We start from the raw sequence: 18,234 nt of genomic DNA, 5'->3' as shown, positions 1-18,234 counted from the left end.
CGCATGCACCTGTCCGCCCCCCTGCCCCACCGCCGCCCGCTCGCGCTTGCACTTGCGCTGTGCATCGCCACGCCTGCACTCGCACAGCAACAACCCGGTGCCGAGGCGGTCGAACTGGATGCGGTCAACGTGCGTGGCGAACGCGCCGACGCCAGCACGGCCTTGACCGGCTTCGGCGCCACGCGGCTGCTGGATGCGCCGGCCTCGATCGCGGTGATCGAGCGCCAGCAATTGCTCGACCGTCAGGCACGCGTGCTCAGCGAGGTATTGCGCGCCGATGCCTCCGCCGGCGACGCCTACGCCCCGATCGGCTACTACGAGAATTTCGTCGTGCGTGGCTATTCGCTCAATGCCGCCAACAGTTACCGGATCAACGGCCTGAGCGCGGTGGGCGAGCAATCCATTGCACTGGAAAACAAGCAGCAGGTGCAGATCCTCAAGGGCCTGGCCGGGCTGCAATCGGGCGTCAACGAACCGGCCGGGCTGATCGACTACCGCACCAAGCGGCCCGAGCACGTGCGCAGCGTGACCCTGGGCACCGACGAACAAGGCTCGCGCTATGTGGCCGCCGACCTGGGCGACTGGTTCGGCGCCGAGCGCAGCCTGGGCCTGCGCGTCAATGCCGCGCGCGAGGACATCAACAGCTATGTCGACCACGCCGACGGTTATCGCAATTTCCTGTCGCTGGCTGGCGACTGGAAGATCAGCCCGCAGTCGCTGCTGCAGCTGGATGTGGAATACCAGCATCGGCAGCAACGCTCGGTGCCCGGCTACCAATTGCTCGGTGGCACGCAGGTACCGCGCGACATCGATGTGCATCGCCTGCTCGGCTACCAGCCGTGGTCGCGGCCGGTGGAGATGGATTCGCTCAATGCGCAGCTGCGCTACGCCTACCAATTCAACGACGACTGGCGCGCCACCGCTGAAGCGTCACGCAGCCGCTCGGTGATCAACGATTTCTCCGCGTTCGCCTGGGGCTGTTATGGCGCGGCCAGTTGCGCCGACAGCGCCACCCCGAACTTCTTCAGCGCGCAAGGCGAGTACGACGTCTACGACTACCGCAGCCCCGACGACACCCGCGTGCACGATCAACTGCGCGCCACCGTGGAAGGCCATGTAGTCACCGGCGCGCTGGATCACCGCCTGAGCATCGGCGGCGATTGGCTACGCCGCACCATCGATCGCTTCGGCTCGGTCAATGAATTCGTCGGCAGCGGCAGCATCGACCGCGACCCGGAGGTGTTTGCACAGACCGACGTCGCCCTGGACCCGAAGCAACGCCGCCTGGACAGCCGTCAACGTGCGTTGGTATTGGCCGACCGGATCGGTCTTGGGTCGCAATGGGAGCTGTCGTTGGGCGCGCGTTACGTGCGCCTGGACGAGCGCAGCTTCGATCGCGATGGCGTGCTGGAGCGACGCACGCGCAAGGACACGCTGCTGCCGCAGGCCGCGCTGCTGTTCAAACCGCAGCAGCAGGTATCGCTGTACGCCAGCTACGCCAAGAGCCTGGCCGCCGGCGGTACCGCCCCGTGGTTTGCCGACAACGCCGATGAGATCCTGCCGCCGACCAATGCCTACCAGCTGGAGACCGGCGCAAAATTCGAGCTCGACGGCCTGCGCCTGGGCGCGGCGCTGTTCGACATCCGCCAGGCCTACCAGTTCACCCAGCCGCAGGCCGATGGTGGCCTGCGCTATGTGCAACAGGGCCGCCTGCACAACCGCGGCCTGGAGTTGTCGGCCGATGGCGCGGCAACCGAGCAATTGCGCGTGTTTGCCAGCGTTGCCGCCATCCGCGCCCGTGCCGAAGACACCGACATTGCCGAGTACGAAGGCCATCAGGCCATCAACGTGCCCAAGCTGCGCGCCAGCCTGCAGGCCGATTACAGCGTGCCCGGCATCGATGGCCTGGCGCTGCTGGCAGGCGTGCAATACAGCGGGCGCAAGTTCGCCGACCGGCTCGGCAACGCCAGCGTGCCGGCCTACACGGTGGCCAACCTGGGCGCGCGTTACGCCACCGCGCTGGGCGGGCTGGCCACCACCTGGCGCTTGAACGTGGACAACGTGTTCGACAAGCGCTACTGGCGCGATAGCGGCGAATACCAGGGCGATGCCTATCTGTTCCCGGGCGCGCCGCGCACGGCGCGTCTGACTGTGCAGGTGGATTTCTAAACGCAACCGATGCGCGGCCATGCGATCCGCTGACGCATGAGCTGCACGGGTTACGCGACAGCGGTGCTGCACGGGCCGAGTGCGCTGCAGGTATCGGCTACAGGCGGTGAATGCGCTTCGCCTGCCCGCACGATTGCTTTGAACTGTTCTGCGTCTCTGCCCTCGATCCCTCTTCCATCAGACATCCTCCCCAGACCTTCCATGTCATTGCTCGAATCTGCCGCCGTCGTGATCAACCTGCTCGGTGTCTGGCTGACCGCGCGGCGCATTCGCTGGTGCTGGCCGGTCGGCATCGTGGCGGTGGCGCTGTATGCCTGGCTGTTCTATCAGTGGAAGCTGTACTCGGACATGCTGCTGCAAGGCGTCTACGTGCTGACGCAGTTGTACGGCTGGTGGCAGTGGCAGCGCGGGATGGCCGCACAGACACGCATTCGCCCGTTGCCGATGCCGCAGGCGGAGCTGTGGATCTCGCTGTGCATCGGTGCCGTGTTCGCCGCCGCGCTCGGTGCCTACATGCATCACCGCACCGATGCCGCACTGCCGTGGCTGGACGCGGCGCTGGCCAGCTTCAGCCTGGTCGCCAGCGTCTGGGCCGCACGCAAGCGCATCGCCAACTGGATACTGTGGGTCGTGCTCGATTGCATCTACGTGGGCGTGTTCGTCAGCAAGGGGCTGTATCCCACCGCACTGCTGTATGCAGGCTTCGTGCTGCTGGCGCTGTATGGATGGCGCAGCTGGAAAACCCAACAGCAGCAGAACCTGGCAGGCCTTGCCTGAGCCACCTGCGGTTTGCGGGCGCGTTCTTCTTTACCATCGCCGCATGCACCTCTCTCACCCAACTGCCTTGTACCTGCGCCGCAGCCACCATCGGCAGGTCGCCGCATGAGCGCGTCGCGCCAACACGCCATCACCGAAATCGTTTCCGCGCAGATCGCCGCCGGCGAATGGGGCCCGGATCAGCGCCTGCCGGTAGAGCGCGAGCTTGCCGAACGCTTCGGCTGCACCCGCATCACCTTGCGTGAGGCCTTGCAGCAACTGGAAGCGCAGGGCCGCATCTACCGCGAGAACCGGCGCGGCTGGTTCGTCAGCGCACCGCGCGTGCGCTACGACCCCACCAGCATCGCCGGCTTCATGCAGTACGTGGCGGCGCAAGGACGCAAACCGCGCACCGAGCTGTTGAGTGCCACCCGACAGGCAGCGGGGGCTGCCTACGCGGCCGCACTACGGCTGGAGACGCCGTACGAAGAAGTCTTCGTGCTGCAACGCCGGCGCTGGATCGACCGCCGCGCGGTACTGCTGGAAACCAACGTGGTGCTGGCCGCCTGGGCGCCGGGCCTGCTGGAGCACGACCTGGCTGGCTCGCTGTCGAGCGTGTTCAACCAGAAACTCGGGCTGTTCCTGAGCCGCGCGCAATTGTCGATGCATCCGGCCGGGCTGGATGCCGCGCAAGCCCTGTTGCTGCAGTCCACCACCGGCACACCCTGCTTCCGGCTGCAGCGGATCAGCTTCGCCGAAGACGGCCGCGCGGTGGAACTGGATATCGAATCCTGGCGCCACGATGCGCTGGATGTGGTGGTACGCACCGAGGCACCGATGCGGTCGGCTTCTTGAGCGGCTAACAAGACGACGTCACTTCAGTCACTGCCCTGCGGCCTGGCTGCAGGGTCCTTGCCCGCCCACCATCGCGGGACACGCTGCAAGTACGTCCTTGTAAGCTCTTACGCGGCATCCATGCCGCGTAAGGTCCCGCGACGGTGGGCGGCCAAGGACCAGTCGAGACGGTCGGTGGGCATGTTTTCAACAAAGCAACCGACTCACTCTCTGGTGCGGTGTCCTCGCCGATTGCGGGACCGTGTGGCGGCATGGATGCCGCCACCGAGCCCCCAGGGACGGGTTCACGGCGTGTCCCGCTAGCGGTGAGGGCACCGCACGCTCGACCCACTCGGCGTTTGACCTGGACGTCCGTTAGCATCCACCAACATACGGTCGACAAAGCCACTGCACTCACCGTACGGCGAGCAGTCGTCAGGTTGCGTAGGACAGCGCTCAAGAACTGCACTGTACGAGTCCACCGAACACCGACTGCGCCCGCCTGACGGTGAGCATGCCGCTTCGGCAGCTGTTCTACGCGTCAAATAGCCTGCGTTGTGGATCCGGCGGCGGTAACTCGGCTAGCAACTGCGCGAGTTGATCGCGCTGCGCACGCAGCGGGTCATGCATCAGGAAGTTGGCCAGGCGTGCGTGCCAGGCCGGCCAGCGTGTGGCCAGTGCATCCATGTCGCCATCGGCAGGGCGGCCTTCGTGCGGCGAGGCGACAAAGGCGGTATCGCACAGCACGTTGCGCCATCCCAGCCCAGCCATGCGCAGGCTCAGGTCCACCAGTGCCGCATACCAGGAGCCATAGCTGCTGGCGTCCAGGCCGCCGGCCTTGCGCCGCGCGCTGCCACGTAGCAGCACCGCGTGGCCGATTGCCGACGGCAGTTCCGGATGCAGTGGCGGCATCGCCGCACACGCAGCGGCAAGCCGCTCCGGCGCGGCGGGCATCGGATTGAGTTCACCTAGGCGTGGCCAGCTGCAGGCTTCGCCCACATTGCTCCACGGGGTGGCGGTGGCGATCGCCGCATCGCGCGCAAAGCAGGCGTCGAGCTGATTCAACCACCCCGGCAGCGGGCAGGCATCCACACCCAGCACCACCACATCGGCATCGCCGCAGCCGCTGAGCATTTCGTCCAGATGCGCCACCTCGCCAAGCATGCGCTGACGACGGGTGTGATGCGCCTGCAGCCGCGTGCGCGCCAACCAGTGCGCGATCACCGCGCGGCCACGCGGGCCGGCCTGCGCGTCGTCGGCCAGCCACACCCGCGTGCCGGCGGGCGTGGCGGCATCCAGCGCGCCCAGGCAGGCATCCAGGGCCTCGTCGTCGGTGCCGACCGGCACCAGCACGACGGGCAATGCCGCACTCATTGCGGCTTCTGGCTGGGTTTCAGCGGCTCCATGGCCTTGAACTTCTGGCCGTATTCGTCGGTGAGATTGCGCGCTTCCTGCGGGTTGCGCACGATCGATGGGGTGATCAGCACGATGACTTCGCGGCGACGAGAATCTTTGGTCTTTGTCCCGAACAGAGCGCCGACCACCGGCAATTTACTCAGGAATGGCACACCGTCGCTACCGTCAGTTGTGCTGTCGTCGATCAAGCCCGCCAACATGATGGTGTCACCACTCTGCACGGCTGCTTCTGTCTTGACGCGACGCGTGTTGATATCGACATTGCAGGCAGCCGCATTGACTGTTGCTGTCGCAGAAAGACAAGCAGCAGGGCGATTCTCTGGACTACTGACCTCCTGCACGATATCTAGAAAGACCATGCCGTCTTTCGTGACGCGTGGCCGTACTTTCAGGATCACACCGGTGTCGATGTATTGCACCGAAGAGAAGCTGCTGTCGCTACCAAGCCCGGTATTGATGGACGTCGAATTGATGGCAATACGCGAACCGACATTGAGCGTCGCTTCGGCATTGTTGCGCACAAACACAGAAGGCGTCTGCAGCAGGCGAACGTTAGTTACTTTATCGAGCGCAGTGATAATCGCAGCAGCGTTTTTCCCTAGAAAACTCCAAGCAACCCCTCCACTGCCGACTTTCCCGGCGATGTCACCCCAGATGTTACGTCCCGCTGCATTTGCAAGACCAGCTCCCAGACCGATGCCCGTTCCATTGGTCAGACCGCCATCGGTCGCGGTTGCCGGCGCATTTACTGCATTTTCAAAATACCAGTTAACGCCGTAACTCAGCGCACCGGTCAAATTCACCTCGGCCACCTGCGCTTCGATATGCACCTGCATCGGCATCACATCGAGCTTTTCGATGACGTCGCGGATCGAACTCCACGACTGCGGGGTGGCGCGCACCAGCAAGGTATTAGTTTCGGCCACCGCCGACACGCCGACCTTGTCGCCTTCCACTTCCAGCGTCACCGCGCCATTGCCGTTGCTGCGCGGCGACAGTTGCAGGCTGCCGTTGCCCAGTCCACCGCTGCTGCTTCCACTGCCGCTGCTGCCGCCGAAGCTGCTGCCAGAGGAGCTGCCATCGCTGCTTTCGCCGATGCTGCCGCCGGTGGTGCCCGAGCTGCCGCCCATGCTGCTGTCGCGGTTACCCAGGGCGCCGCCGAGCACGCTGGTTTCCGAGCCCGGGGCCAGCGAGGCGTTGGAGTCGCTGTTGTTGCCGCGCCCACCGAACACTTCCGACAGGCGATCGGCCAGGTCCTTGGCCTTGATGTACTTCAACTCGTACGAGAACAGCCGCACGCCGCCGCCGGCGCTGTCGATGCGGTCCAGCCACTGCTGGATCTGGTCCAGGTAGCGCGGCTGCGGGGTGATCACCAGCACCGCGTTGGCGTTTTCCAGCGGCATGAAACGGAACATGCCGGCGCTGGGTGTCTTGCTCTGCTCGCCGAACACCTTCTCCAGATCGGCCGAGACCTTTTCGGCCTTGCCGGACTGGATCGGGAACACGCCCACCGACATGCCCGACAGCCAGTCCACATCGAAGATCTGCACGGTGCGCAGGTAGTTTTCCAGCTCGGCGCGGGTGCCGCCCAGGGTGATCACGTTGCGCGAGGGATCGGTGCCGACGATGGCGTTCGGGCGCGCATAGGGCTCGAGCACCTTCTTCATTTCGCTGGCGGAGATGAACTTCAACGGCACCACGCGCACTTCGAAACCGCGCGCGGCAGACGGCGATGCGGTGCTGGGCGCGACGGTGCCGGCCAGCGCCTGGTCGGCCGGCACGATGTTGTAGCGGCCGCCGCTGAACACCATGCGCGCGTTGTTCCAGCCCAGCACCATTTCCAGCAGGTTCAAGGCCTGCGCCGGCGAGACCGGATTGGGCGTGGCCAGGGTCACGGTGCCCTGCACGCCGGGGGCGATAACGTAGTTCTGCCCGAGCATGTCGCCCAGGATCGCCTTGACCACCGCCTGCACCGACTCGCCTTCGAAATTGAAGGTGGCGCTGCCGCTGCTGGCCATGCCCAGCGTCGGTGACGGCGCGCTCGCCGCGCTCTGATTGATCATGGTGCCGCTGCCACGCCGGATCACCGGGGTGGGCTTGGCGCTGGCATTGCCCTCGGCGCGTTGCTCGGCACCGGTCTGGGTGGCGCCGGCGGCGCCGACTTGCGGGTCCAGGCGCGCGTCGCGGCGCACGTCCGGCGGCGGAGTGGTGGCGCAACCGGCCAGCAGGCCGATCAGCAGGGACACGGGAAACAGGCGCTGCGTCATGCGTTCACTCATTGGGTCTGACCGGGGGTAGAGCCGCTCTGGCGCTGCTGTTGCAGCTGGCGGCGTCGGGCTTCGATACGTTCGCGGATGGCGCGCATCTGATCATCGGAGGGGCGTGGGGCTTCCTGGGCGCCATCGCTGCGCTGCGGCGGCACCGTCGGCGGTGTCTGCCCACCGGGCTGCTGTGGCGGCGTGGCGGGCTGGGTCTGCGGCGGCTGCGTCGGTGCGACCGCGGCGGCATCGGGCGACGGTAATGGCGGGACGGCGCCAGCAGCGCCACGCGCGCCCGCATTGGCGGTGGGCGGTTGCCCGCCCAGGCCGTTGAACACGTGCAGCTCCAGTGTCTGGGTGCCGCCGGGGCCTTCGATGGTTGCGCTGCGCGGCTGCAGGGCGAGCAGGCGCCAGCCCTTGACCGCTTCGCCGCCCAGCTGCACCCGCACCGAATCCTGTGGATCCAGCGTCAGCGTGGCCATCTTGAAGTTGTCCGTCAGCAGCACGCCGGTCAGGCGCACCGTCGAGGCGGCGCTGCTGCCGTCGTTGCCGGACAGGAAGAACGGATGCGGCAGGCGGTCTTCGGCGAAGGCCGGATGCGCGGCGATCTCCGAATATTTTTCGAACGCGCCCAGCCGTTCCGGCGCTGGGGCCGGCAGGGTGGGCAGGCGCTGCACCAGCGCCGGGTCGTCCGGCAGCAGCTCCACGCGCTTGCCCAGCCCGGCCACGGCCAGCACGCACACCAGCAGCGCCCAGCCGACCACGGTGGCCAGCAGCCAGGTGCGCAGGCCGATCATGTCAAGGCGCATTGCTGGCCTCCGCGGCGTCGGGGGCGGCGGGCGCGGCGTCGGTGTTCAACGGTGCGGCACTGGCGCCGGGGCGCAGGTAGCCGGCCAGTTCGAAGGCAATGTCCAGGCCGTTGCCGCTTTCGTTGGGCGAGAGTTGGTAGCGCTGCGCCATCACGTTGAGGTTGTCCACGAACAGGCGCGGGGTGCCGTTTTCCAGGCTGTACAGCACCGAGGCCAGCTCCGGGGTGCCGCAGCGCAGGCGTACCTGCACCGCGACGCGGGTGAAGCGGTCCTTGCTTTCCGGCTGCAGCGGCGAGCGGTTGCTGATCGCGCAGCTGCGGTTGCCGGGGCTGGCTTCCACCACGGCGCGTTCCAGCCGCTGCACCAGGCCGGCCGATGCAAGTTCGGCCGAGGTTTCCGGCAGGAAGCCCGGGCGGCTTTCCAGGGTCTGGCGCGCCTGGCGTAGCCGTTTGCTGACTTCCGGCGCCTGCTGCAGTTGCACGCGCACGCGCAGCTCGCGCTCGCGCAGCGCTTGCAGGTCGTCCTGCACCGCGATCATCGGCTGGGTGAACCAGGGGTGCACCAGCACCAGATAGGCCACGCCGATCACCAGCAACAGCAAGCCCAAAGCGATCCAGCGATCGCGCTTAACGCTGCGTGGCATCGGCCGCCTCCTTGGCATCGGGGCCGGCCAGTTCGGCGGTGATGGTGAAGCGGTCCACGTTGCGACCGGCATCGCTCTGCAGCACGCCGGTCAGCGAGGGCGTGCGCCACAGCGGCGAGCCTTCCAGGCGCCGCACCAGCGAGGAGGCTTCGTTGCTCAAGCCGATCAACTGCAATTGCCCACCTTCGACCGAAAATTTTTCCAGGTAGGTGCCGCCCGGCAGACGCCGGCTCAGCTCGTCCCAGATTTCCACCGAGGTGGGGCGGGTGGCGCGTTGCTGCTGGAAGAAGTTGGCCCCTTCGACCAGATCCAGCAATTGCTGGCGTTCGGCGGCGACCTGGCGCGCACGCGCGGCGTTGGCCTGCACCTTGGCACGCAAGTCGTCGGCGGCCTGGCGGCGGTTGTCCAGCAGCAGCCAGCCGGCCACCGCCAGCAGCACCAGTGCGGCGGCGGTGAGCAACAGATTCCAGCGCTGCATCGGGTCGCTGCGCCGCAACCGCCGTGCCGGCGGCAGCAGGTTCACGCCCAGTGGCAGCCCCTGCGCATCGGCGACATCGATGCCGGACAAGGCGCTGGCCCATGCGTCGGGCACGCCGTCCGAGCCATCGATCAGGCGCCGCGGCACCACCACCAGTTCGGCATCGAGCTGGCCGTCTTCGCGCACGTCCAGCACGCGCGCATCGAAGTACACCTGGTCGGCAGTGAACGGGGTTTGCCGATCGATCTCGAAGCGCGCCACATCCTGCAGGCGCGCCGCTGCCGCAGCAGGCAGGCGCAACGGACGACGCAAGGCATGCGCGGCCGGCAGCAGCCAATGCCGCGGCAGGCCTTCCAGCGCGGTCGGCAGCAAGGCATGGACTTCCTGCGGCTGCACCGGCCACGGCAGGCTGGCGATGGTCTCGCTGCTGTGATCGCGCTGACGCAGCAACTGCAACGCCTGCCCATCGGGCTGCAACAACAGCCGCGACGGCGACAGGCCCAACTGCCATTGCCAGCGCTGCGGCAGCCAGGCCAGCAGCGATTGTTGCCACCAACGCCAGAAGCCTCCGGCTCCCGGCATGGCGCGTACGCCGATACGACCCAAGGTGTCCCGCCATGCGGTCATTGCACTGCTGCTCCCTCTTCCCAACGCAACACGGTATATGCCGACCCAGGTAATGCGGACGCACTGGTGGAGACCACCGCCCGCAACACAGCCTCGCGTCCCTGACTCAGTCGCGCCCGGCTCTCGATACTATAAGTGTCCGACCCACCAACCGTCGCCTCGCTGCCCGGCAAACCCGGCGGCGCGTCACGCTGGGCCAGCAGTTGCCGCGCATCCAGGCCCATCGCGGTCAGCACCGGGCCCGGCGCAAAACGCGCTTCGGGGCGCGAGCGTCCGCTGTACAGGGTGAGGTTGGGCAACAGCTTGCGATACAGCTCGCCATCCATTCCCAGCACCAGGCGCAACTCGCCCAACGTTTCGAACGGGCCATCCTTGGCACCGTACGGCAATCCGGCATCGGCATAATCGCGGTCTTCCGCGCCACCGCCGGGCTGGCTGAGCGAATCGCCATCGCGCCAGTCGACGATCGCGCCGGCAATGCGCGTATCGCGGCCCTGTTCGCCACCGACCGCGCGTACCAGTCCAGCCAGCAGCGCGGGCTCGGCCATGTTCAAGTCCACCTTGCCGCTTTCGTCGGTAATGCGGATCTCCACCGTGGCATCGTCCATCTGCCAACGATAGCGCCGGCCGTCTGCAAGCCAGCGTGCCTGGGTGTCGGTGCTCTGCAGGCGGGACAGTGCGTATTCCAGCCCGGAGCGCGCGTATTCCTGCGCCTGCGCGCCATTGCGCAGCATGCTGCCCTGCAGCGCTTCCACCCGCGCGGTCAGCGCGAATGCGCCGATCATCGCGGTGAGCAGCGCAATCAGCCACAGCACCAACACCAGCGCGGCACCGCGCATCGCGCTCATTGCCCCGCTCCCGGGTTGCTGGATTGCGGCAAGGCCACCACCAGCGGCGGCCAGGCGGCACCGCCGCTACGGATCTCGATACGCACCAGCAACGGCAGACGGTCGTGCCATTCCCATTGCGGCAACCATGCGCTCAGGCGGCCGCTCTGCGGATCCATGCCGCGATACCGAAAGCTCACCTGCTGCACGTCTTCGGCGAGTGTTTCCGGCGGCAGCGTGGTGCCCTCTTCGATCGACTTGCCCGATTGCAGCATGGTCAATGCGATCCGCAGCGTACGCTGTTCACCATCGCCGGCCACCGACAGATCGTGTAGGTACGGCCCGCCGCGGCCCAGGTAATCCGGCACATCGGCGGCAAAACGCAGACGCTGCGGCTCGCCGATGAACAGCATCGGCTGCTGACTCTGCGGGTCGATGCCCATTGCGATCGGCAGTGCCGCCGCCAGCCGCCGGCGCAGGAATTCTTCCACCGCACGCACGCGTTCGCTGCGCTGGGCAATCGCCTCGCCGCGCTGGCTGACCGCACTGGCCGAGCGCAAGGTGGCAAACGCCAATGCCAGCCCGCCGACCAGCAACATGGTCGCCAGCAACACTTCGATCAAGGTGAAGCCGGCACTGCGCGAGCGACTCATGGCGCGCTGCCCGGCTGCGCCGCAGCCACCAGCCGCAAGGTGCGCCACTGCAGGACCTGATTGGGCTGCTCGCCCCAGCGCACCACCAGGGTCAGCTGCAGCAACGTGTGCGCACCGGGGGATATCGGCGCCTGCGGATTGCGTCGTGGCTCGTCGTACGGGCGCACATCCATCGACCAGCGGAAATGCCCGTCTTCGAAGGTGCCTTGCTGCTGCTCGGGCACCAGCGGTTTATCCATGCCCTGCGCCGCCAGCAACGATTGCGCATGCAGGGTGGCGCGCGTGCTCTCGTCGGCCGCACGCACCTGACGCGCGGCACCGGACAGCGATCCCAGCAACAGGCTCAACGCCAGCGCCAGCAACGCAAAGGCGACGATCACCTCGATCAGCGTGTAACCGCGCTGATGCTTCATGGCGCCGGCGTCCGCAACTGCCCGGAACGCACTTCGCCGGTGATCCAGCCCACGTCCACGCGCCAGGTCGCGTCCTTGACGCGCAGATCGATGCGCCCGCCGGTGGAGGCGCCATCGGGGAAGAACTGGATGGCGCCCTGATCCTGCCGCGACTGCACCTGCCGCGCGCCGGTGAAGCGCACCTCCAGCGACGACGGCAGATCGCCGTGATGGCCGCCGGGTGCTTCCCAGCGGCGCTGCTGCGGATCGATCAGAAACCGCTGCGGCGTGCCGGTGGCAATCGCCTGGGTGCGCGTATAGCGCAGCTGCGAGGCGATCGCCTTGCCGGCGGTGCGCAGGCGCATGCCGTCGATCCCGCCGTTGAGCGCGGCGGCGGCCAATACGCCGGCCATCGCGATCAGGGCGATGACCAGCAACATCTCCAGCAACGAACTGCCACGCGTGCGGGGACGACCAGGGCCGACCACTCCATGCGGATGATGACGCAACGGCTGACACGCAACGCGCATGGCGAACGGCTTATTGGTACTTGATGTCCGCGTCGTAACTGCTGCCACCGGGGCGGCCGTCCTTGCCCAGGCTGATCAGATCGAACGGCTGGCCATCGCCGGGCGCGCGGTATTCGATGGTGTGGCCCCACGGGTCGTTGAGTTCGGCCGGCTTGGCATACGGGCCGAGCCAGCCGCTGCTGCCGCCCGGCTGGGTCACCAGGTCATCGAGCTTGCTCGGCAACTTGCCGGTGTCGAGCTGGAAATTCTCGACCTTGCCGGCCAGGGTCTGGATCTGCGACTTGGCCAGGTTGGCCTTGCCGCGATCGGCACCACCGAGCACACGGCTGCCGACCAGGGTCAGCACCGCGCCGATCAGGACGATGACGATGATGATTTCCAGCAGGCTCATGCCGGCCTGGCCTGCACGCGACGGACTACGGGTGATGGAGCGCTTGATCATGAACGATTTCCTTGCACGTCGATGAAAGATGCTGCCGCCAGAAGATGACACGGCGGGCATTGCAATGGTTCCCGCATGGGTGTCGCGCGGTCACCGGAAAGTTGTTGTGAATCCGCCGCCACGTTATCCGATGGCATTGGTCAGGTCATACAGCGGCACCAGCACCGAAATGATGACAAGCCCCACCACCGAGGCCAGCACCAGCGTGATCAACGGCACCAGCGCGGCCAGCGCGCGGTCGATGGCTTGCGCGGTTTCCAGCTCGAAGGTGTCGGCGGTCTTGAGCAGCATCGTGTCCAGGGCGCCCGATTCTTCGCCGACCTGGATCATCTGCAGGGCCAGCCGCGGGAAGCGCTTGCCGCGTGCCAGCGACATCGCCAGGCCATGGCCGTTCTTGACGTCGTCGGCCGCAGCGTCGACATCCTCGACCAGCGCCACATTGGACATCACGTTGCGCGCAATGCCGATTGCCGCCAGCAGCGGCACGCCGTTACGCAGCAAGGTGCCCAGCGTGCGCGTCAGCCGTGCGGTTTCCAGGCGCGCGATCAGGCTGCCGACCACTTTCTGCCGCAGCAACCACTCATCCAGCGCGGCACGGAACGCGGCATTGCGGCGCTTGCGATCCAGCCACAGCCCCAGCACGCCCGGCACCACGATCAACACCAGCCACCAGTCGCGCACCAGCAGGCCCACGCTCAATACCGCCTGGGTGAACCACGGCAAGGCCACGTCCAGGCTTTCGTACATCTGCGCGAACTGCGGCACCACATAGCCGAGCAGGAACAGCAGCGCGCAGCCCACCACCGCCAGCAGGATCGCCGGATAGATCAATGCGTTGATCACCTTGCCGCGCAGCGCACGGCTGCGCTCCAGGTAATCGGCCAGGCGCTGCAGCGTGTCCTGCATGCTGCCGCCGGCTTCGCCCGCACGCACCATATTGATGTAGAGCTTGGAAAACAGCCCGTGCTGGCGTTCCAGTGCCGAAGACAGCGGCGCGCCGCCACGCACGGTGTCGCGCACATCGCCGATCACCCGCCGGCTTTTGTCGTCTTCGGGCAGATCCATCAGGATCGACAACGCACGGTCCAGCGGCTGGCCGGCCCCGATCAGCGTGGACAACTGCTGGGTGAACTGCACCAGTGCGGCGTTGTCGAACGGCTTCTTGCGCAGCAGCATGCGCAGCGACGGCGAGTCGTTTTCGCCGGTGGCCAAGCGCGTTTCCACCGGCAGGTGGCCCTGCTCCTGCAGGCGCAGCGCAACGTCCGCGTCGCTGGCCGCTTCCATCTGGCCATCGAGCATTTCGCCATGGGCGTCGAGCGCTTTGTAGCGGTACAGGGGCATCAGGCTGGACGGCCGGGAGTGGGGATTCGGGAACCGGGAATCGGGAAAAGCAGGAGCCTGCGCTGCGTTGGCGCGAGTGGGCGCAGCTGTGCGCGTGCACAACGCATTGCCAGGACGCTGCTCTGCTTATCTTCCGATCCTGAGCATCCGATGCTCGCTGTGGCTCCGTTGACTCTCACGCATCCTCCGTCACGCGCAGCACTTCTTCGATGGTGGTCTCGCCGCGCAAGGCCTTGGACAGGCCGTCCTCGTACATGGTGCGCATGCCGGCCTTGCGGGCCAGTTGTTCGATCTCGCCCATGCCGGCGCGACGCATCACCGCGCGCCGCAATTCGTCGTTCATCACCAGGAATTCGACGATGGTGGTGCGGCCCAGGTAACCGGTCGGCGCGGCAGCCGAGGCACGCGGACGATACAGGTAAATCTCGCCGTCCGGTTGCAGCCGGCGCAGGTTGAAGCGTTCGATCTCTTCCGGCGATGCCAGATAACGCTCGGCGTTGGCCAGGTCGAGTTTGCGCACCAAGCGCTGCGCCAGGATGCCGTTGATGGTGGAGGTGAGCAGATAGTCTTCCACACCCATGTCGAGCAGACGGGTAATACCGCCGGCCGCGTTGTTGGTGTGCAGCGTGGACAGCACCAGATGGCCGGTGAGCGCGGACTGGATCGCGATGCGCGCGGTTTCCAGATCGCGCATTTCGCCGATCATGATGATGTCCGGATCCTGACGCACGATGCTGCGCAGCGCGTTGGCAAAATCCAGCCCGATCTGCGGTTTGGCCTGGATCTGGTTGATGCCTTCGATCTGGTATTCCACCGGGTCTTCGACGGTGATGATTTTCACGTCCGAGGTGTTGAGCTGGCTCAACGCGGTGTACAGCGTGGTGGTCTTGCCCGAACCGGTCGGGCCGGTCACCAGCATGATGCCGTGCGGTTGCTCCAGCACCTTGCGGAACTGCGGCAGAAACTCTTCGGTGAAGCCGAGCTTGTAGAAGTCGAACACCACCGTTTCGCGATCGAGCAGGCGCATCACCACGCTCTCGCCGTGCGCGGTGGGCACGGTGCTGACACGCAGATCCAGCTCCTTGCCCTGCACGCGCAACATGATGCGGCCGTCCTGCGGCAGCCGGCGTTCGGCGATGTTGAGCTTGGCCATGATCTTGATGCGGCTGATCACCGCGGCGGTGAGCTTGGCCGGCGGGCTTTCGCCTTCCACCAGCACGCCGTCCACGCGGTAACGCACCTTGAGCCGGCTTTCGAACGGTTCGATATGGATGTCCGATGCGCGCAGCTCCACCGCGTGCTGGATCACCAGATTGACCAGCCGGATCACCGGCGCTTCGGACGCCAGATCGCGCAGCGCTTCGATATCGTCGCTGCTGTTGGCATCGCCATCGGCGGTTTCCACGATGGTGCCCATCGCGCTGCGGCCCTGGCCGTACCAGCGCTCGATCAGGTCATCGATTTCCGAGCGCAGGCCGACCTGCAGCAGCAACGGGCAACCGGTCGCAAGCCGCACCGCGTCGATCGCGTAATCGTCATAGGGATCGGCGATCCACAACTCCAGCCGGCCATCGCGTTCGCCGACCGGGCATAGATGAAATTGTTTGAGGAAGCGCAGCGACAGCCCCTGCACTTCCGGCAGCATTTCCGGTGGGGTATCGCCGAGCTGGCGTGCATCCACCAGCGGCAGACCCAGCACATCGGCGCAGGTCTCCGCATGATCGCGTTCGGACACCAGGCCCAGACGGCCCAGCAAGGCCAGCAGGCCCATACCGGATTCGTTCTGCAACTGGCGCGCGCGCAGCAGATCGGTGTCTTTCAGACGACGGCGTTCAAGCAGCGCTTCGACGATGCGTGTCTCCGCACTGCGATGCTCAATTGGATCGACGGCAACCGCGTTCACACTCGTCTCCACTGGTCCGGCGCCGACTGTAGCAGTTTGCCGCGACGATCAACCGTACGCATCTGAATCGTCCTGAAAAACGATGCCCCCGGTGGTTGGCCGGGGGCATCGGTCACACTATGGAACGGCTTACTGTCGTGCGACGAGCGTCAGCTTCGCGTAGTCGGCAGCGCCCACCAACTTGATGTAGTAGGTGCCGGCCTTAGGGGCGGTGAAACGCACGGTTTCGCTGTTGCCCGGGCGGGTCGACTTGGCGTCGTAACTGGTGGCGCTGGGCTCGGCTTCATGGCTGACGTACACCGACACATCGCCGGTGCCGCCATAGGTCATGAAGCTGAGCACGGCACCGGCCTTGGCTTCGAAGCTGTACAGCGTGGAACTGGCGTAAGCACCGCTCAGGCCGGTCAGCGGGGCCTTGTTGGTCAGGGCGATGGCGGTCGGCGCGCAGCTCTCGGTGGCCGGATCGCAGGGCTCCACCAACACCGCTTCCAGCGCGGCCTTGGCATCGACGATGCCGCTGCCGATCGGGGTGCTGGCCGGCGGGGTCACGGGGAAGCGACGGCTGGTCTGCTTGAGCAGGGCTTCCACCGCGGCCGGGGTCAGCGGGCCATCCCCCAGACCGATCGCCGCGCTCTGCACCAGGGCGACGACACCGGCCACGTGCGGCGATGCCATTGAGGTGCCACCCAAGCCCATATAGGTATAGGTTCCCGAGGTCGGCGTGGTCGCACCGGTGTAGCCGGCCTGCCAGATGTAACCGCCCGGATTGCCGTCCACGCTGCCACCGCCGCCCGGGCCGGACAGGTCGACCTTGCTGCCGTAGTTGGAGTAGTAGGTGATGCCGCCGGTGATGCGCGTGGCACCCACGGTGATGGTGTTGTTGCAGCTGGCCGGCGAATGGTTGGCCGCATCTTCGCCGCTGTTGCCGGCCGCTACCACCACGGTGGTGCCGCGCGCGACCGCGCCGTTGATCGCCAGCTGGGTGGCCGAATCGCAGGGCTCGCCGCCGCCCAGGCTCATGTTGATCACCTCGGCCGGGTTGGTGTTGGCCGGCACGCCAGCGACCGTGCCGCCGGACGCCCAGACGATCGCATCGGCGATGTCGGAGGTGTAGCCGCCGCAACGGCCGAGCACGCGCACCGGCAGGATGGTCGCCTTCGGCGCCACGCCAGCCATGCCTACGCCGTTATTGGTCGCCTCGGCCACGGTGCCCGAGACGTGGGTGCCGTGCCAGGAGCTTTCCTGTGCCACCGAGCCGTCATAGCAGACGTTGTCGGCCTCTTCCCAGTCGCCGTAATCCAGCGCGCCCGGCACGCGGGCATCGGTGGGACGACGCGAGACTTCGGCATCGGTGATGAAGTCGTAACCCTGCAGCAGGTTGCCGGCAAAGTCCGGATGGCCCGGCAGGATGCCGGTATCCAGCACTGCCACCACCACGCCTGCACCCTGCGACAGATCCCATGCGGCCGGCGCATTGATGCCGCCGTTGGGGTTGCTCAGATGCCACTGGTACTGCGCGTACAACGGGTCATTGGGGACCAGTTGCGGGGTCACGTCGGTGGCGGCAACGCTCTTCTTGATGTCGACCGGGCGCAGCATGCGATCGATCTGCACGTCGGCCACGGACGGGTCGTTTTTGAGCTCGACCACTACCTTGTCGACCTGGGCTGTGGTCAGCGTGCTGGACAGCTTGATCAGGTCCGAGCCGATGCCGAGCTTGCGCACATACGTCGCCTTGGCGGCGGCTGCGCTGCTGCGTGCGCCGGTGCTCGCACCGACACGGCCGACCGCGGCCTGCACCGCGCTCAGCTTGCTGGCGCGATCGGTCGCGGCAGCAGTGTTGTCCTTGTAGCGCACGATCAGGCGGCTACTGAACGCAGCGCCGGCCGATGCTGCCTGGGTCGGTTCCTTGACCAGCAGTTTCGGGGCAGCAGCGAGCGTGCCCGATGCACCGAGTGCCATCATCAGGATGGCGCCGGTCAGCGGGGAGAGACGGAAATTCTTGTCGATCACGGTGAAGTCCTCTTCGTGTTTTTCGTCGATCAGCTGGGAGCGGTTCTCGAACTGCGGCGCAACTGCGGTGCAGCGCGCTGCGTTCGATCAGCCACTCCTGGTAAGGCCATCACTCCATCGAATCCGTTGGCCGGCCCAGCCAC

Annotated in this window: 16 protein-coding genes; 3 read left to right on the top strand and 13 right to left on the bottom strand. The window is 66.5% G+C overall.

Translation table 11 applies throughout. The features are described from left to right. Positions 1-3: 3 nt before the first annotated feature. The 3 genes from XARJCFBP2528_RS16925 (at position 4) to XARJCFBP2528_RS16915 (ending at position 3,780) form a co-directional block, all read left to right on the top strand. Complete coding sequence (locus XARJCFBP2528_RS16925; protein WP_016901888.1) at positions 4-2,169, top strand: TonB-dependent receptor; 2,166 nt, start codon at positions 4-6, stop codon at positions 2,167-2,169. Positions 2,170-2,370: 201 nt separating this feature from the next. Continuing rightward, positions 2,371-2,946, top strand: coding sequence for a nicotinamide riboside transporter PnuC (gene pnuC, locus XARJCFBP2528_RS16920; RefSeq protein WP_016901891.1), 576 nt, complete (start codon positions 2,371-2,373; stop codon positions 2,944-2,946). A 105-nt stretch (positions 2,947-3,051) separates the two neighbouring features. After that, positions 3,052-3,780 (top strand): UTRA domain-containing protein, encoded by a 729-nt coding sequence (locus XARJCFBP2528_RS16915; protein WP_016901893.1) that lies wholly within the window; start codon positions 3,052-3,054, stop codon positions 3,778-3,780. Positions 3,781-4,293: 513 nt separating this feature from the next. Here the strand turns inward: XARJCFBP2528_RS16915 and XARJCFBP2528_RS16910 are convergent. From XARJCFBP2528_RS16910 to XARJCFBP2528_RS16850, 13 genes are all read right to left on the bottom strand, one after another. Further along, positions 4,294-5,133 carry a glycosyltransferase family 2 protein gene (locus tag XARJCFBP2528_RS16910; protein ID WP_047124906.1) on the bottom strand — a complete coding sequence of 280 codons (840 nt, stop codon included), beginning with the start codon at positions 5,131-5,133 and terminating at the stop codon, positions 4,294-4,296. Further along, complete coding sequence (gene gspD, locus XARJCFBP2528_RS16905; protein WP_016901902.1) at positions 5,130-7,454, bottom strand: type II secretion system secretin GspD; 2,325 nt, start codon at positions 7,452-7,454, stop codon at positions 5,130-5,132. Before gspD ends, XARJCFBP2528_RS16910 begins: the two co-directional genes overlap by 4 nt. Beyond that, positions 7,451-8,242: a type II secretion system protein XpsN gene (gene xpsN, locus XARJCFBP2528_RS16900; RefSeq protein ID WP_024939113.1), complete on the bottom strand. Its 792-nt coding sequence runs from the start codon at positions 8,240-8,242 to the stop codon at positions 7,451-7,453. The genes gspD and xpsN overlap by 4 nt, the downstream gene beginning before the upstream one ends. After that, entirely contained in the window at positions 8,232-8,885 is a 654-nt protein-coding gene (gene gspM, locus XARJCFBP2528_RS16895) for a type II secretion system protein GspM (protein ID WP_016901906.1), read from the bottom strand. The genes xpsN and gspM overlap by 11 nt, the downstream gene beginning before the upstream one ends. Beyond that, entirely contained in the window at positions 8,869-9,990 is a 1,122-nt protein-coding gene (locus XARJCFBP2528_RS16890; RefSeq protein WP_016901907.1) for a PilN domain-containing protein, read from the bottom strand. The genes gspM and XARJCFBP2528_RS16890 overlap by 17 nt, the downstream gene beginning before the upstream one ends. Beyond that, positions 9,987-10,838, bottom strand: coding sequence for a type II secretion system minor pseudopilin (locus XARJCFBP2528_RS16885; RefSeq protein WP_016901924.1), 852 nt, complete (start codon positions 10,836-10,838; stop codon positions 9,987-9,989). Before XARJCFBP2528_RS16885 ends, XARJCFBP2528_RS16890 begins: the two co-directional genes overlap by 4 nt. Then, positions 10,835-11,470 (bottom strand): type II secretion system protein J, encoded by a 636-nt coding sequence (locus tag XARJCFBP2528_RS16880; protein ID WP_016901925.1) that lies wholly within the window; start codon positions 11,468-11,470, stop codon positions 10,835-10,837. The genes XARJCFBP2528_RS16885 and XARJCFBP2528_RS16880 overlap by 4 nt, the downstream gene beginning before the upstream one ends. Next, positions 11,467-11,883, bottom strand: a complete 417-nt coding sequence (gene xpsI / locus XARJCFBP2528_RS16875) for a type II secretion system protein XpsI (protein ID WP_016901927.1) — start codon at positions 11,881-11,883, stop codon at positions 11,467-11,469. The genes XARJCFBP2528_RS16880 and xpsI overlap by 4 nt, the downstream gene beginning before the upstream one ends. Next, a complete protein-coding gene (gene xpsH / locus XARJCFBP2528_RS16870; RefSeq protein ID WP_026064185.1) occupies positions 11,880-12,392 on the bottom strand; it encodes a type II secretion system protein XpsH in 513 nt (170 codons plus the stop codon). Before xpsH ends, xpsI begins: the two co-directional genes overlap by 4 nt. A gap of 10 nt (positions 12,393-12,402) precedes the next feature. After that, complete coding sequence (gene gspG, locus XARJCFBP2528_RS16865) at positions 12,403-12,834, bottom strand: type II secretion system major pseudopilin GspG (protein ID WP_016901930.1); 432 nt, start codon at positions 12,832-12,834, stop codon at positions 12,403-12,405. 123 nt (positions 12,835-12,957) lie between these two features. Then, positions 12,958-14,175 carry a type II secretion system protein XpsF gene (gene xpsF, locus XARJCFBP2528_RS16860; RefSeq protein ID WP_016901931.1) on the bottom strand — a complete coding sequence of 406 codons (1,218 nt, stop codon included), beginning with the start codon at positions 14,173-14,175 and terminating at the stop codon, positions 12,958-12,960. 175 nt (positions 14,176-14,350) lie between these two features. Then, entirely contained in the window at positions 14,351-16,078 is a 1,728-nt protein-coding gene (gene gspE, locus XARJCFBP2528_RS16855; protein ID WP_016901933.1) for a type II secretion system ATPase GspE, read from the bottom strand. A 129-nt stretch (positions 16,079-16,207) separates the two neighbouring features. Next, a complete protein-coding gene (locus XARJCFBP2528_RS16850; RefSeq protein ID WP_016901936.1) occupies positions 16,208-18,091 on the bottom strand; it encodes a diffusible signal factor-reguated S8 family serine peptidase in 1,884 nt (627 codons plus the stop codon). Positions 18,092-18,234: the final 143 nt, after the last annotated feature.

It is taken from the genome of Xanthomonas arboricola pv. juglandis, assembly GCF_001013475.1.
Classification (GTDB): Bacteria; Pseudomonadota; Gammaproteobacteria; order Xanthomonadales; family Xanthomonadaceae; genus Xanthomonas; species Xanthomonas arboricola.
This window is presented reverse-complemented; position numbering and strand designations above follow the sequence as displayed.

What these genes read in the sequence shown, in the direction of transcription:
- XARJCFBP2528_RS16925 (WP_016901888.1), top strand. Translation starts at nt 4, where the DNA reads ATGCACCTGTCCGCCCCCCTGCCCCACCGCCGCCCGCTCGCGCTTGCA.
- pnuC (WP_016901891.1), top strand. Translation starts at nt 2,371, where the DNA reads ATGTCATTGCTCGAATCTGCCGCCGTCGTGATCAACCTGCTCGGTGTC.
- XARJCFBP2528_RS16915 (WP_016901893.1), top strand. Translation starts at nt 3,052, where the DNA reads ATGAGCGCGTCGCGCCAACACGCCATCACCGAAATCGTTTCCGCGCAG.
- XARJCFBP2528_RS16910 (WP_047124906.1), bottom strand. Translation starts at nt 5,133, where the DNA reads ATGAGTGCGGCATTGCCCGTCGTGCTGGTGCCGGTCGGCACCGACGAC.
- gspD (WP_016901902.1), bottom strand. Translation starts at nt 7,454, where the DNA reads ATGAGTGAACGCATGACGCAGCGCCTGTTTCCCGTGTCCCTGCTGATC.
- xpsN (WP_024939113.1), bottom strand. Translation starts at nt 8,242, where the DNA reads ATGCGCCTTGACATGATCGGCCTGCGCACCTGGCTGCTGGCCACCGTG.
- gspM (WP_016901906.1), bottom strand. Translation starts at nt 8,885, where the DNA reads ATGCCACGCAGCGTTAAGCGCGATCGCTGGATCGCTTTGGGCTTGCTG.
- XARJCFBP2528_RS16890 (WP_016901907.1), bottom strand. Translation starts at nt 9,990, where the DNA reads ATGACCGCATGGCGGGACACCTTGGGTCGTATCGGCGTACGCGCCATG.
- XARJCFBP2528_RS16885 (WP_016901924.1), bottom strand. Translation starts at nt 10,838, where the DNA reads ATGAGCGCGATGCGCGGTGCCGCGCTGGTGTTGGTGCTGTGGCTGATT.
- XARJCFBP2528_RS16880 (WP_016901925.1), bottom strand. Translation starts at nt 11,470, where the DNA reads ATGAGTCGCTCGCGCAGTGCCGGCTTCACCTTGATCGAAGTGTTGCTG.
- xpsI (WP_016901927.1), bottom strand. Translation starts at nt 11,883, where the DNA reads ATGAAGCATCAGCGCGGTTACACGCTGATCGAGGTGATCGTCGCCTTT.
- xpsH (WP_026064185.1), bottom strand. Translation starts at nt 12,392, where the DNA reads ATGCGCGTTGCGTGTCAGCCGTTGCGTCATCATCCGCATGGAGTGGTC.
- gspG (WP_016901930.1), bottom strand. Translation starts at nt 12,834, where the DNA reads ATGATCAAGCGCTCCATCACCCGTAGTCCGTCGCGTGCAGGCCAGGCC.
- xpsF (WP_016901931.1), bottom strand. Translation starts at nt 14,175, where the DNA reads ATGCCCCTGTACCGCTACAAAGCGCTCGACGCCCATGGCGAAATGCTC.